Source organism: Sorangium sp. So ce1153 (genome assembly GCF_051521595.1).
In the GTDB taxonomy this organism is placed as follows: Bacteria; Myxococcota_A; Polyangia; order Polyangiales; family Polyangiaceae; genus Sorangium.
The window spans coordinates 256071-270672 of record NZ_CP150361.1 but is presented as its reverse complement, the minus strand read 5'-3'; the positions used below and the strand labels follow the sequence as shown (position 1 = coordinate 270672).

Sequence of the window (14602 nt, the reverse complement as noted above, 5' to 3'; positions counted from 1 at the left end):
ACCACGGGCTGACCCCATGCGGAACGACTTAGACGAAGAGAGAAGTACGACACAGCCGACCCAGGGCCAACCCGGTGGCGGCATCAAGGACGCAGGGACCGACTGCCTGGTCGTGATCTACACGACGGAGCCCGTGCTGCTCGGCAAGCGGTTCGTGCTGAAGGACAACCCGACGACGGTCGGCCGCGGGGCGAATAATCACATCGTGCTCGACGGCGAATCCGTGTCACGCCGCCACGCCCATTTCGAGCAGCGACCGAGCGCCTGGATGGTCGTCGACGACGGGAGCACCAACGGGACGTACTGCAACGATGAGCAGATCTCCCGCGAGGTGGTGCTGAAGAACGGAGACCGGGTGAAGATCGGTCCCACGATCTTCAAGTTTCTGTCCGGCGCCGACGTGGAGTCTCAATATCACGAAGAGATCTACCGGATGACCATCATCGATGGTCTCACGCAGATCCACAACAAGCGTTACCTCCATGAGGCGATCGAGCGCGAGATCATCCGCAACCGCCGCCACGAGCGGGGCCTGGCGATCCTCCTGTTCGATATCGACCACTTCAAGCGCATCAACGACGTCCACGGCCACCTCGCCGGCGATTTCGTCCTGAAGGAGGTCGCACGCCTCGTGCATAGCCGCCTCCGCCGCTATGAGGTCTTTGCGCGGTATGGCGGCGATACATTCGCCATTGTCTTGCCGGAGGGGTCTATCGACGACGCTGCGGCGCTCGGCGAGACCCTGCGACAGCAGCTCGCAGAACACCACTTCGTGTTCCAAATCAACAGCATCCGTGTGACTCTCAGCATCGGCCTGGCGTTGCTGCAGCAGGGTGATCGCGCCGGAGACCTGATCAAGCGCGCCGATGAGAGCCTTTACGCAGCGAAGAGATCCGGGCGGAATTGTGTGGTTTCCGCCAGCGGCTTCGATTATCGCCGCCTGCTGGACGGGCCGTCGCTCCTGGAGAAGGCTCTCACACGAGCGCCGCCAGGGAGCCTTATCGCATTCGAGCTAGAGGACGAGAGGGAGATCGTCGAACGGCTCGGGTCAAGGGTATACGATCACTGGTTCCGGCAACTCGTCCGGCATGTCGAGCTCACACTCGGCAAAGAGGACGAGCTGGCTACGTGGCGAGACCGCTATGTGCTTGCTGCAATTCCCGCGGAAAGCGCCGAGACGACGGCCGAAATGATCGCCCGAGTGCGGGCGGCATGGTCGACTCACCCGACCGAAGAGGCTCACCGAGCGGTCGCACGCGAAATTCGCTCAGCCTCCCTCAACCCCTCCGCGGTTGTGCTGCACCAAGAGCGATCGCTCGATGTGCTGGTCTCACGCCTCCTGCCGCGTCCTCAGGAAGGATTGCCGGCGGAGGACGAGCTCCCCTTTCCGATCGCGGCGCTGCGCGCCATGGTTGCCAGCCGAAGGACGACGTTGGGCCGTGTGAAGTCGTTGCTCGACGGCATAGAGACAGCCCTCAGGTTCGTGGTCGCGGTCGGGCTCGGGGTGATACGAGAGGTGAATGATCCTGCTCTCGAGAAGCGAGCCGCAGATGTGCTTGCGGGCGTGCACGGGAACCAAACTTTCTGGGGAAACGTTGGTCTCCAGCTTGGTGAGCTCCTCGCCCATCAGCCTCGCGGCGAGATCTCGGAGGCCGCACGGGCGCTCGTGCAGTCGACGGCCAACAACTCCCCGCTTGCGATGGAGCTCTTTTGGACGGCTGAACTTTGTCGCTCGATCCGATACGAGACAGGCATATCGGAGGACGCGCATGGATCAGATGAAAATCGTGTGCGAAATATCCTCGACACCATCATCGTCGCACTTCACCCCTTAGGCAAACTCCGCCTTGTCAGCGTGGCCCAGCTCGAAGACGTTGACAACGGGTCATTCAGCTACAGTCTCTATCTTCACCGCGGAGCGGGCGAACATTTTCCGATCGTCCGGGAACATCTGAATTCCCCGCTCCAGAAGGGGTGGTGCTATCTTCTCACGAGCGATCGCGAGCGACCGCCGATCTGCCTCGCGCCCATCGTGCTTTCGCACACCTGTAACATCTGCCGCCGCGTCGAGGTGGCCGTGGCGGAGCGGCTCACGTTGGGACCAAAAGGCGCCGGGATCACTGTACGAGGGGTAACCACGAACCACGAGGGAAGAGTTGAGGTCCCCTCGCTGAAATGGATGCAAGCGCTGCATGATGCGATCTTCAAGACAGACGCGAAGGAGCGATGCCCAGACGTGGAGGTGACCAGGGAACATCTCATCGAGCCCGGGCGCTTACATCCCGAGCGAGCGTCCATTCCCGAGCGCCCCAGAGGAATGCTTCGTCCGCCAAGGTCACCCCAGCCGGACGCGGTGAGCTCTGCCGTGCGCCGGAAGCTGCGGACCTTGTGCAGCTACGTATCAATCGACGACAAGATGCTCGATCGCCTGGTTGTTCATCTACGACCGCTTGAACAGGAGAATCTGATCGAGGTATGGCACGAGCGGATGATCTCGCCTGGTAGCGATTGGGACAAGGAGGTCCATAGGCATGTCGAGGAATCCGATATCATTATATTCATGGTCAGCGCCGATTTCATTGCGTCGGAGAGGAGCTTCGAGCGTGTGGTGAGGCGTGCTCTTGAACGGCACGACGCAGGCCAGGCGGCGGTTGTGCCGATCTTGCTCCGGCCGTGCATCTTGTCATCCACACCGCTCGCAAAGCTCAAGGCGCTGCCCAGGAGCGGAATTCCCGTCGCCAGTTGCGCAGATCCGGAAAAGGTGTGGGCCGAGGTCGCGGACGAACTCAGGCAGTTCATCATCGCGCGGACGTAAAGGCGACACGTCGCCGGGCGCGGGGTTCGGGGGGCTGGTCTGGCTCGTGACCTCTGCCGTGCTCGCTCAGGCCTTCCGTGGATGTGTGGAGGCTCGACCAGAGCCTTCAGCTCGCGTTGCACCTCCGGCTATCGGGTCGCACTGGACCTCGCGCTGAGAGAGCTGGGGCGCCACGCCATGAGCCCGCCCGACTGGGTGCGGCCGGCGTGACGCGCACCGGGACCGCGGCCGAGCCGCCCCCGCCCTTGCCGGCCCCCTCGACCGGGCCGCCTCCGCCGCCTGTCGCGCCAGCGCCCCCTCCGAGCTACACCCCACCAGAATGGATATGGAAAAGATCAGTGATCCGATTGCAGTTCTCATGAGACCGCGCTTGCGCAGATGGCGTGCCAGCGAGTTTTTCAGGCGAATCCAGCCTTTGCCACCTATGTGCCACGCAAAGTGCGTCAGTTTCCTGCGCAACGTGCCATATTGGGCCGATTCGGCTGGTCGGCACAGCGCGCAGCGCATCCCGCGGGTGCTCGTCTTGCGTCCCTGGTCCTCATCTTCCGTCGCCATTTCCTCTCGCGGGCTCGCGCCGGTCGCAGTCCGACCAGGCCGCCTCTTCTCCGCGTCGACGACGAGCAACACGGCGACGAGAAGGTCGAAGCGATTCGCCCCCCCCGAGTCGTCGTTGGTTGATATCCTCCGGCGCTGCCTGGAGGAGAAAGATGATCGTTTCCGTCAAGGGTGCCGAGCTGTTCTACACGAAGCGCGGCAGCGGGCCGGCGTGCCTGGTCCCGTGCAGCATTGGAACGAAGCCCTACGAGCGCCAGACGCCCGCGCAGCTGAGCGACCGGCTCGAGCTCGTCTACGTCGACCTGCGAGGAAGCGGGCGCTCGACCGGCGACCCTGCCGACCTCACCTTCGACGTCCTCGCCGAGGACCTGGAGGCCATCCGGGTCGATCTCGGGGTCGAGCGGATCGCGGTCCTGGGGCACTCGATCCTCGGCGCGCTCGCCGCGGAGTACGGCCGGCGCTGTCCCGCGAGCGTGTCGCACGTGATCATCGCGGGGACCCCGCCGCGCGGCGACATGGCCCAGCTGTCGGCGAGATCCGCGTCGTTCTTCGAGCAGGACGCGTCGGAGGAGCGAAAGCAGATCCTGCGAGACAACCTGGCCAGGCTGCCCCCGGGCGCCTCCCCGGGCGAGGCCATGCTGGCGCAGACGCCGCTGCGCTTCTTCGACCCGCGCTTCGACGCCGCTCCGCTGTTCGCGGAGGCGGACCTCAAGCCGCGGTTCTTCGCGCACCTCCTGGGGACGCTCGCGCCGGCCTGGGACATCACCGCCGACCCGGGCTCGCTGCGCGTCCCGCTCTTGATCGCGCACGGGCGCCACGACTACACGGTTCCCCACGCGCTGTGGGATGGGGTCGTGCCGACGTTGCCCGACGCCACGCTGCACCTCTTCGAGCGGAGCGGACACCAGCCGTTCTTCGAGGAGCCGGAGCGGTTCGCCGAGGTTGTGACCGGCTGGATGAGCCGCCAGCGCTGAGACAGCGAGAGGCGCTGTTGCCGGCGGCCCGGCAGCCTCGCGAGGAGCACCTCGCGGTGCGGTCGCTCCTGCTTCACCCCCGCCGCCCGCGCCCGCTCGTTTCGTGCTGTCGAGGCTCGGGCCGAGGGGGGTGAATTATATCCGAGCGGAGCGCCGCGGCGAACGCTCCCTGAAGGCGCGGGGCTCGCGGTGATTGCCGGAGGTGAAGCATGTCGAAGCGCGCGAAAAGGATGGTGCTCTTGCTCGTCGGCCTCGTCGGCCTCGTCGGCGCGAGCTGCGCCAAGAGCGAGGAAGAGATCCAGGAGGAGTTCGACGTCATCGTCGCGGAGTCGAACGCGTGCAACGACGTCTCTGAGTGCGTCTATGCGTCGCCCGGCTGCCCGCTCGGGTGCTGGGTGGCCGTGAACAGCGCCAAGAAAGCGTATGTGGAACAGGAAGCGCGCGAGCTCATCGAGGACTACGAGTCCGGGGGGCGCTCTTGCCAGTACGAATGCGCCGTGCAGGGCCCGCTCGAGTGCGCCGAGGGCCGCTGTCAGGAGGGCGACTCGCCCTGACGCGGCGGCTCGCGGCGAGCTCGTGTTGAGCGCGGCGCGCCGGGCACCAGGCCAGAACGGCCGGCGCGCCGGAGGCGCCGCGCTCTCCGTCTCGGGTACGACCCTGCGCAGAGGGGGCCGCGCCCCGGGCCGGTCAGGGCGCCGCGTGGCCGTCGACCCGGAGCTGGCACCCGCTCTGAGGGCAGCCGGAGCAGGTCATCTGGTCGAGCCGCTGCACCTGCCGCAGGTCGTCCGCGAGCACGCCGGCCACCGAGGCGAGCTCGGGGGTGCGGGACAGCGCGTCGAGCGAGGCGGGCGCGCCCGACGCGCCGGTGAGGACCGAGCCGGTGAGGACCGAGCCGAAGTCAAGGCCCGCGGCCTCGAGCTCCGCGAGCACAGGTCGTGAATGTGCTGCGCGGGGGTCGCATCAGAGGCGGAGACACGCGCGGCACGGGCGCCGCGGGAGGGCCGGGCGGCGTGGCTGCCTGGCGGATGCACGGGTCTATCCGAGATTCGGGGTCTGAGCATGGACTGCGATTCACAGCAGGGCCGGGCGCTGCCACCACGGCGCCATGGACATGATCTCGTTTGCGTGGAGCGCAGACCGAGGCGGCGCTCACGGCCCCATCTCGATGGACGTGACCGGGCTCGTGCAGGCCTGGATCGACCGCGCCCACGAGAACCACGGGGTGCTCCTGGAGCATAATACTACGGGCAGGACGATGTACCGCTCGCGCGAGCACCTCAGGACCGACGACCGCTCCTGGCTCGAGGTCTGCTACTTCGCGCCGTGACGCCGTCGTTCCTGCGGCGACGTGCGCTGGGCGCCGCCCAGGGCCAGGTTCCACCGCGATACTCGCCACAGCGGTCGTGAGGTGCTGGCGCGTTTGCCGATCTGTCTCGCGTTGAACGTCGAGTCTGTTCCGAGCATCGGAGGTGCATGACCAGAACCTCCGAAGCAATCGGTTCAGCATCCAGGCATCGCCTGCGCGGGCCCACCGCCCTGTGCTGCGTGGCGCTCGTCACGGTGGCCGCGTGCAAGCCAATCACACGCGACGGCAGCAGCGGCGGCTCCTCAGGCGACGGCGGCAGCGGCGGCTCCTCAGGCGACGGCGGCAGCGGCGGGGCGAGCACCTCGACCGGCAGCGGCGGCTCCTCAGGCGACGGCGGCGCCGGCGGGGCGAGCACCTCGACTGGGAGCGGCGGCTCCTCAGGCGATGGCGGCAGCGGCGGGGCGAGCACCTCGACTGGGAGCGGCGGCTCCTCAGGCGACGGCGGCAGCGGCGGGGCGAGCAGCTCCATCGGCAGCGGCGGCTCCTCAGGCGATGGCGGCGCCGGCGGGGCGAGCACCTCGATCGGCAGCGGCGGCTCCTCAGGCGACGGCGGCAGCGGCGGGGCGAGCAGCTCCATCGGCAGCGGCGGCTCCTCAGGCGATGGCGGCGGCGGGGCGAGCACGTCGACCGGCAGCGGCGGCTCCTCAGGCGACGGCGGCAGCGGCGGGGCGAGCACATCGATCGGCAGCGGTGGCTCCTCGGGCGACGGCGGCAGCGGCGGGGCGAGCACATCGACCGGCAGCGGCGGCTCCTCAGGCGATGGCGGCAGCGGCGGCTCCTCAGGCGACGGCGGCAGCGGCGGGGCGAGCACATCGACCGGCAGCGGCGGCTCGCCAGGGACATGCGTGCCGGGATCCGTCGTCGCGTGCTACTCCGGCCCTGCGGGCACCCGCGACGTGGGGACCTGCACTTCCGGAACACAGACCTGTCGCCCTGACGGATTCGGCTACGGCCCCTGCACAGGTGAGATCACCCCTGCAGCGGAGTCCTGCGCCACGCCGGAGGACGAGAGCTGCGACGGCGATCCCTCTTGCCCGCAGCCACCGGCGTGGGCGCGCGGGTTCGGCGGTCCCAGCACCGACAACGGGCTATCCATCGCCAGCGACGCCGCGGGCAACTACTACGTCACCGGATCCTTCCAGGGAACGGTCGACTTCGGCGCCGGCCCTCTGACCAGCGCCGGAGGAAAGGACGTCTTCCTCCTCAAGCTCGATCCGTCGGGCGCGCTGATCTGGAGCAAGCGCTTCGGCACCCCCTTCGAGGAGATCGGAGGCGCCGTGACCGTCGACGGAAACGGCGACGTCTTGCTCGCCGGCACCTACTCCAGCGACGATTCGGGCACGGCGACCGGCCTGGACTTCGGCGGGTGCTCCCTGCCGGGCCCCGCCGAATGGTACGCGATGTTCGCGGCCAAGCTCGACCCCGACGGCAACCACGTCTGGAGCAAGGGATTCAACTCCTACAGCCTCTACCATACCCTCACCGTGAGACAGATCGCCGCCGATGCCCTGGGCAATGCGTACATCGCGTATCTTGAAGGGGGGGAACTTGCCGGCGTGATGAAGCTGGACTCCGCGGGCAACGCCACGCCGAGCAGCCCGCTGCATCACCTTCTGCCTCGGATAGGGTTCAGCGGGTTCTCGATGAACCTCGCGCTCGACAGCGCCGGCAACGTCGTGACGTTGCACAAGGGGCTCGTCGACGATTTCTTCACTTACCTGTTCATATCCAAGTTCTCTCCGTCGGGCGACCTGCTGTGGCAATACCAGAGCCCCAACGAAGTATGGACTGCCTTCTCGGTGGCGGTCAATTCGGCGAACGAGATCTTCGCGACATTCTCTGTCGATACGGATCGCTATCTCGTCAAGCTCGATGAGGATGGCGAGGAGGTCTTCACCGTCCCGAACCCCTACGGCGCCACGCTCGCCGTCGACGCCGCGGACAACCTCCTCGTCGCCGGGGGCGGGCTCGCCCTGCTCGACGCCGACGGCGCGGAGCTCTGGACGACCCCCTTCACTGCCTCCGCGTCGGACATCGCCGTCGCTCCGAGCGGCGCGGTCGCTCTCACCGGAAGCGTGAGTGGAGCGGCGGACTTCGGGACCGGCCCGATCGCATACGCGGGAGGCTCGGACATCTATGTCGCCACGTTCAACCCGCCGGCGAGCGGAGGCGGCAGCGGCGGCGCGGGCGGCAGTGGTGGCGCCGGCGGCAGCGGCGGCACAGGCGGCGGCGACCCGGCGGAGACCTGCGTGCCAGGCTCGGTCGTCGCGTGCTACTCCGGCCCTGCCGGGACGAGGGGCGTCGGGACCTGCGCTGCCGGGACGCAGACCTGCCGGCCCGACGGCTTCGGCTACGGCCCCTGCACGGGCGAGGTGACGCCCGCCGACGAGGCTTGCTTCACGCCGGAGGACGAGAGCTGCGACGGCGATCCCCATTGCTCCGTGCTGCCGCCGTGGGCGCGCGGATACGGTAGCACCGGCGCCGACGCGGGCCTGGAGATCGCGAACGACGCCGCGGGCAACTACTACGTCGCAGGCACCTTCGAGGGAACCGTCGACTTCGGCGCCGGCCCTCTGACCAGCACCCCGCCGGGGAGGGACGGCTTCCTGCTCAAGCTCGATCCATCGGGCGCGCTGCTCTGGAGCAAGCGTTTCGAGGACCGTCCGTATGCCATGACCGTCGATGAGAGCGGCGATGTCTGGCTCGCCGGCGCCTACGGGTCGGGGCTCCCCGCCATGGGGTTCGGCCAGTGCCTACCCCCCTTCGACTACGGCCTCCCCTCAGATGCGGCCTTCGTGGTCAAGTTCGACCGCGATGGCAATCCCCTCTGGAGGCAGGGACCCATCGTATCGCCGGTCACGTCAGGCCTCGACAACTTCGCCCCGGAGCAGATCGCGGTCGATGGGCTCGGCAACGCGTACCTGGCCTACGTCAACAGCGAGGAGTGGCCGAACGCCTTCCTGGCGAAGCTGAGCCCCGCGGGCAACGTCCTCTGGAATCAACGGATCACGGACTCGGACTCATGGTTGGTACACAACGCTGATATCGCGATCGACAGCGCCGGCAACGTGCTGGCGGTGACCGCGCCGGCGTCCGCCGTCGCGCAGCTCACCGTCACCAAGCTCGCCCCGACGGGCGCCGTGATCTGGAGCCAGCCGTTCGCGCCGGAGCCGTCGATCCCCCCCGGCGGCGACCCCGGAGACGCGGCGTGGTCGGTGGCCGTCAACGCGGCCGACGAGGTCCTCGTGGCGGGCATCACGGACGGGACCGTCGACCTCGGCGGCGGCGTGCTGCCCGCCGGCCCCGTGCTCCTCAAGCTGGACGCCGCCGGCGCGTACGTCTTCAGCGACTCGGTCCCCTTCGGCGACAGCGTCGCGGTGGATCCGGGCGGCAACATCGCCGTCGCGGGGAGCGGGCTCGCGAAGCTCGACCCGACCGGCGCGGAGCTCTGGACGCTCAGCTTCGCGGCCGGCGCGAAGGACGTGACCGTCGCTCCGAACGGCACCATCGCCATCACCGGCGCCGCGACCTCGGCGGTCGACTTCGGGACCGGCCCGATCCCCTACGCCGCCGGCTCCGACGCCTTCGTCGCCACGTTCGCCCCCTGAACCGCCTCACCTGAAGCAGTCGCGCGAGCCGAGCACCCGCAGCGGCGGGTGCTCGCGCCTCGCGCGCCGGAGAGGCGGTGTCCTCGCCGCCTCGGGGGCGCCGCAGGACGGCGTCTGCTCGCCGCTCACGGACATGGGGCCGCCACGCCGGTAACCGCGCTCCGGCAGGGATCCAGAGGACAGGCGGTCAACCCCGGGTCCAGGCGACAGAGGGTCGGACCCGGGATTGCGCCGCCGCGCAAGCGTGCGCCTGCACGCCTGTCTCATGATTCTCCCTGAGCGCGTATAGGGATTTACAGCAATGGCGAGCCGCGCTCCGCCGCACGACGGAGCGCATCTCGGCCAGGCCGAGGTGGAGCGAGAAGGGGCCACATGAGCCAGCCATCGCCGCGCGTCCTGTCACTGCTCCGTGAGCGAAAGGATGAGCTCATGCGTCAGTGGACATCACGCATCCGGGACGATCCGAAGATCCCCCAGGCGCGCGCGCTCAACGAGGAGGATCTGAGAGACTACACCCCGAAGCTCCTCGAGGACCTCATCGACTCCCTCGCGCAGAGCACGCAGCCAGGCACGCCGGGCGGAGCCAGCGGCCAGGAGATCGGCAGCTCGCAGGCCGCCAGGCTGCACGCCTCTCACCGCCTCGCCCAGCGCTACTCCCTCGCGGAGGAGCTGCGCGAGCTCGGCGTTCTTCGCTCCGTGATCATCGACATGTTCGCGCGGGAGAGGGTGACCCTCGGCGACGGGGAGGCCCAGCTCGTACACTCGACGCTCGACGAGGCGATGGTCACCGCGGCCGTCGAGGTGGAGCGGACGACCTCCGCCGAGCTCCGTCGTGACGTCGTGCTCCGCGAGCTGTTCATCGCGATCCTCGGGCATGACCTGCGCACCCCGCTCTCCGCCGTCCGGTTCGCCACCGCCGCCCTGCTCAAGCGCGAGGACGTCACCGCCGCCGTGGCGCGGCTCGTCCAGCGCATCGCCGCGAGCAACGACAGGGCGGTGCGGATGGTCGAGGATATGCTCGACCTGACGCGCGTCCGCTGCCACAGCGGCCTTCCGGTCGAACCGAAGCTGGTCGACCTCCGCTCGATCTGCCGGCAAGTGGTCGTGGAGCTCGAGCTCTCCTACCCAGAGCACACCATCCGCCTCAAGGCCCAAGGCGACGGACACGGCATGTGGGATCCGGGCCGGATGGAGCAGCTCCTATCGAACCTGATCGGCAACGCCGTCGACCACAGCCCGCCGGAGGAGCCGGTGCAGGTGGAGCTGCGCGTGCAAGATCAGGCCGTCGTGCTCGAAGTGAGCAATCGCGGGAGCCCGATCCCGCCCGAGCTGTTGCCCGTGATCTTCGATCCGTTCCGTCGGGGCGACCAGCAGCACGAGGGCCCGCGAAGAACAAAAGGGCTCGGGCTGGGGCTCTTCATCGCCAAGACGATCGTCGACGCTCACGGAGGCTCCATCGAGGTCACGAGCACGCCGGAGCAAGGCACCCTGTTCCGAGTCGTGCTTCCTCGTTCGTCGTAGCTCGGCCATCTCGCCGACGTACGCCTCTCCTGGGCATGGTTGGGCGGCTGGTGGGCTTCACCTCGGGTGAATGCCCGACCGACCGCGCGCACCAGAAGGCGGCGAGAGGAGACAGGGGCCATGCCATCGATGTGGAGGTTCGGGAGCGCCATCTTCTGCGGGCTCGTCATGCTGCGCGCCGGCACCGCCTGGGCGGCCAGCGCCCCGTCCTGGCAGAGCGTGCCGTCGATGATCACGCCCCGGGGCGAGCACACCGCCACGGAGCTCGAGGACGGCCGGGTGCTCGTCACGGGGGGGTTTCCGGTGGTCGACGCGCCGCCGTACACGAACCTCGCGGCGATGAGCCTCCGGGAGGTCGAGATCTACGACCCGGCGACGAGGACCTGGTCGCCCGCGGCGCCGCTCGCGCAGCCTCGCAGCGGACACGCGGCCATCCTCCTGCCGAACGGCCGTGTCCTCGTGGCGGGCGGCAGGTCGAGGAGCGAGCTGCCAGCCAGCGCAGCGCTCTCTTCGGCGGAGATCTACGACCCGACGAGCAACACCTGGACGACCGCGGCGCCGCTGCCCAGGTCCCACCCCGCGCCCTCGATGATGCTCGTCGACGGCAGGCCGGTGCTCGTCGGCTCGAGCCTGAACAACGCCTTGAACAGCGATTGGTTCAACAGCGCCATCTACGACCCGGAGTCGGACGGCTGGACGGCGCTCCCGAGCTGCACCCACGTGGAGCGGATCGAGTTCACCGCGGGCGGGATCATCCCCATGCCCGTGAGCGCGACGTTGCTCCACGACGGCCGGCTGATGGCGGTCGGGAGCGGCTGCAGCCTCTACGATCCCGAGACCGAGCTCTGGATCTGGGAGCAGGACGCCGTGATGAGCACGAGCGAGTACCGGTATCCTCACGCGACGACGCTCCCGAGCGGCGATGTCCTGGTCGTGGGAGGCACCGTGTCCGGTCCGGACCCGCAGGTCCACGCCTTCGCGCAGGTCTACCTCCCGCGCGACGATCGCTGGGAGCCGACCTCCGGGTCGTATGCGCCGGCCTCGACGCCGTGCGGGCTGGGCAGCCTGGGCATCCGGGGGACACGCACATCGCTGCTCCCGAGCGGCAAGGTGCTGCTGACCGGAGGCATGGAGCCCTGCACGGACAAGGTCTCGACAGCCAGCATCGTTCCCTTCTTCTCGACGATGGCGCTCTTCGACGAGGCGACCCGCGCCTTTTCTCCCCTCGACCTGGAGCCGCCGGTCACCATGGCGCGCGCCTACCATTCCGCGACGCCGCTCAGGGACGGCAGCGTGCTGATCGCCGGCGGGTACGTCGGCGCCGCGACCGCGACGGCGTCTGCCGTGCTCTTCCGCGAGCGCTCGCCGCTCGGCGAGGGCTGCGCGGCGGACAGCGACTGCGGCAGCGGCTTCTGCGCGGATTCGGTCTGCTGCGACGCGGCCTGCGCCGGGCCGTGCGACGCCTGCGCGGTCGCCGCCGGGGCGCCGCAGGACGGCGTCTGCGCGCCGCTCACGGGCGTCGCCTGCGACGACGCCGACGCGTGCGTCGCGGGGGGCGTCTGCGAGGCGGGCGCGTGCGTCGGCGGCGAGGCGGCGCCCGACGGCACGCCGTGCAGCGACGGCGACGTGTGCTCGGCGGCGAGCGCCTGCGTCGGGGGCGCCTGCGTGGGGGCGAGCCTCGCTGTGTGCCTGCCCGCGGACGACTGCCACGAGGCGCCCGCGTGCGACCCGGCGGCGGGCTGCGCGCTGCCGGGGTCCGCGAGGCCAGACGGCACGCCCTGCGGCTTCCCGGGCGCGGAGGAGGGCTGGCAGGAGGCCGGGCGGCTCGATGCGTTCTTCTACGATGCTGAGCCCACGTTGCTCCCGGACGGGACGGTCCTCGTGCTCGGTTCCGGCGTGGCCCTCGACGGGACCAGGCAAGGACGAGGCTGGACCCGTTACGATCCGAGCACGGGCGCGTGGGAGCCCTTCATGGTGTTCGGCGAACGACTGAATTCTCCGAAGACCCCCACGTTGCTCCCGGACGGGACGGTCCTGGCGATCGATGAAGGCAGCCTGAGGAACACCTCGCGGGCGCTGCGATATGACCCGGCGACCGGCGTATGGTCGCCGGCTGCGCCCCTGCTCTTGCGGCGCAGGACGCAGACGGCCACGGCGCTTGCGGACGGCCGGGTGCTCGTCGTCGGCGGCGACCGGACCAGCGACGGGGGCGGCGACCGGGTCGAGATCTACGATCCGGTCGCTGACACGTGGACCGAGGCAGCGCCCATGAGCGCTCGGCGAGAGTACCACACGGCGACGCTGCTGCCGGACGGCCGGGTCCTCGTCGCGGGCGGGCTCGGTGCTGAGGTGATGGTGTCGGCGAGCGCGGAGGTGTACAGCCCGGCGACCGACGCGTGGACGCCCGCCGCCGCGATGCGCCGGAGGCGCGCATCCCACACGGCGACCCTGCTCGTGGACGGCCGGGTCCTCGTCGTCGGCGGAGACAGAGGAGAGCCCGCCAACACGGCCGAGATCTACGATCCTGCGAGCGACACGTGGACCTCGGCGGGGGAGATGGCCGCGCAACGGTCGTCCCATGGAGCGGCGCTCCTCGTCGACAGCAGGGTCCTGGTGGCGGGCGACGCGCTCTCCTACGACGGTGCCCTGGCCGCCGAGATCTACGATCCGGCGAGCGGAACCTGGGCGCTCGCGCCGGCGCTGGACGTGATGATCATGCGCCACGGGACGGTGCGGCTGAGCGACGGCCGTGTCCTGGTCGTCGGCGGCCGCGCCGGTCCGGGCGTCGGGTATCAGGTGCTCAACCACGCGTGGCTGTATATCCCGGCGCAGCCCGCGTCACCGGGAGCGTGCCAGAGCGGCGCCTGCGTGCCGGCTGAAGGAGGCGGCGGCACCGGGGGAGACGCCAGCGGCGGTGGCGGCGGCTCCGGGGGAGACGCCAGCGGCGGTGGCGGCGGCACCGGGGGAGATGCCAGCGGCGGTGGCGGCGGCACCGGGGGAGACGCCAGCGGCGGTGGCGGCGGCTCCGGGGGAGATGCCAGCGGCGGTGGCGGCGGCACCGGGGGAGACGCCAGCGGCGGTGGCGGCGGCTCCGGGGGAGATGCCAGCGGCGGTGGCGGCGCGGGCGGCACAGGCGGTCATGGCGGAGATGCAAGCGGTGGCGGCGGCGACGCGAGCAGCGGTATCGGCGGCGGAGATGCAAGCGGCGGCGGCGGCGACGCGAGCAGCGGTATCGGCGGCGGAGATGCAAGCGGCGGCGGCACGCCCGGCAGCGGTGGCGGCGGCGGAGATGCAAGCGGCGGCGGCACGCCCGGCAGCGGCGGCGGCACGCCCGGCAGCGGCGGTGGCGGCGTCGCCGCGGGCGGCCACGGCGGCGGTGACGGCGGCAATGCAAGCGGCGAAGGCGGTGCAGGCGGCACGGGCACTGGCGGCCATGGTGGTGACGCGGGCCATGGCGGTGATGCCCCATCCACCACGACCAGCGCGACCGGCGCCGGCAACGAGGACACCACGAGCACCAGCGCCAGCACGACCGGCGCGCAGAGCAGCGGCGGCGGCGCCCTCCCGACCGCAGCAGGGGGCGGCGGCTGCCGCATGACGCCGGACAACCAGGAGACGCCGGCCTGGCTGCTCGCCCTCGGCGCGCTGGCCACCCTGCGGCTGCGCCGGCGATCCCCGAGGACGAGCCGCCCGGCGTGAGCAGAGGACAGGCGTGACCGCCCAGCCGCCGTCATGGGCGGTCACGCTGCGCGGCATTCTCCGC

At 69.9% G+C, this 14602-nt stretch carries 8 protein-coding genes; 7 read left to right on the top strand and 1 reads right to left on the bottom strand.

Translation table 11 applies throughout. The features are described from left to right. The first annotated feature begins 16 nt into the window (after window positions 1-16). The 3 genes from WME85_RS00955 to WME85_RS00945 all read left to right on the top strand — a co-directional run bounded on the left by WME85_RS00955 (window position 17) and on the right by WME85_RS00945 (window position 4898). Window positions 17-2815, top strand: a complete 2799-nt coding sequence (locus WME85_RS00955; protein ID WP_437834314.1) for a diguanylate cyclase — start codon at window positions 17-19, stop codon at window positions 2813-2815. 707 nt (window positions 2816-3522) lie between these two features. Then, the gene (locus tag WME85_RS00950) at window positions 3523-4344 is read left to right on the top strand and encodes an alpha/beta fold hydrolase (protein ID WP_437834312.1); all 822 of its coding nucleotides are present in this window, start codon (window positions 3523-3525) and stop codon (window positions 4342-4344) included. Window positions 4345-4553: 209 nt separating this feature from the next. Beyond that, window positions 4554-4898: a hypothetical protein gene (locus tag WME85_RS00945; RefSeq protein WP_437834309.1), complete on the top strand. Its 345-nt coding sequence runs from the start codon at window positions 4554-4556 to the stop codon at window positions 4896-4898. A gap of 133 nt (window positions 4899-5031) precedes the next feature. Here the strand turns inward: WME85_RS00945 and WME85_RS00940 are convergent, their stop codons facing one another. Beyond that, window positions 5032-5274 (bottom strand): hypothetical protein, encoded by a 243-nt coding sequence (locus WME85_RS00940; RefSeq protein WP_437834308.1) that lies wholly within the window; start codon window positions 5272-5274, stop codon window positions 5032-5034. 181 nt (window positions 5275-5455) lie between these two features. Here WME85_RS00940 and WME85_RS00935 point away from each other — a divergent pair, with 181 nt between their 5' ends. The 4 genes from WME85_RS00935 (at window position 5456) to WME85_RS00920 (ending at window position 14538) form a co-directional block, all read left to right on the top strand. Beyond that, window positions 5456-5671, top strand: a complete 216-nt coding sequence (locus tag WME85_RS00935) for a DNRLRE domain-containing protein (RefSeq protein ID WP_437834306.1) — start codon at window positions 5456-5458, stop codon at window positions 5669-5671. Between the two features lie 146 nt (window positions 5672-5817). Then, window positions 5818-9318 (top strand): hypothetical protein, encoded by a 3501-nt coding sequence (locus WME85_RS00930; protein WP_437834304.1) that lies wholly within the window; start codon window positions 5818-5820, stop codon window positions 9316-9318. A gap of 372 nt (window positions 9319-9690) precedes the next feature. Next, window positions 9691-10839 carry an ATP-binding protein gene (locus tag WME85_RS00925; protein WP_437834302.1) on the top strand — a complete coding sequence of 383 codons (1149 nt, stop codon included), beginning with the start codon at window positions 9691-9693 and terminating at the stop codon, window positions 10837-10839. Between the two features lie 120 nt (window positions 10840-10959). Beyond that, window positions 10960-14538, top strand: coding sequence for a kelch repeat-containing protein (locus WME85_RS00920; RefSeq protein ID WP_437834300.1), 3579 nt, complete (start codon window positions 10960-10962; stop codon window positions 14536-14538). Window positions 14539-14602: the final 64 nt, after the last annotated feature.

Coding starts and splice junctions, on each gene's coding strand:
- WME85_RS00955 (WP_437834314.1), top strand. CDS start 17: ATGCGGAACGACTTAGACGAAGAGAGAAGTACGACACAGCCGACCCAG.
- WME85_RS00950 (WP_437834312.1), top strand. CDS start 3,523: ATGATCGTTTCCGTCAAGGGTGCCGAGCTGTTCTACACGAAGCGCGGC.
- WME85_RS00945 (WP_437834309.1), top strand. CDS start 4,554: ATGTCGAAGCGCGCGAAAAGGATGGTGCTCTTGCTCGTCGGCCTCGTC.
- WME85_RS00935 (WP_437834306.1), top strand. CDS start 5,456: ATGATCTCGTTTGCGTGGAGCGCAGACCGAGGCGGCGCTCACGGCCCC.
- WME85_RS00930 (WP_437834304.1), top strand. CDS start 5,818: ATGACCAGAACCTCCGAAGCAATCGGTTCAGCATCCAGGCATCGCCTG.
- WME85_RS00925 (WP_437834302.1), top strand. CDS start 9,691: ATGAGCCAGCCATCGCCGCGCGTCCTGTCACTGCTCCGTGAGCGAAAG.
- WME85_RS00920 (WP_437834300.1), top strand. CDS start 10,960: ATGCCATCGATGTGGAGGTTCGGGAGCGCCATCTTCTGCGGGCTCGTC.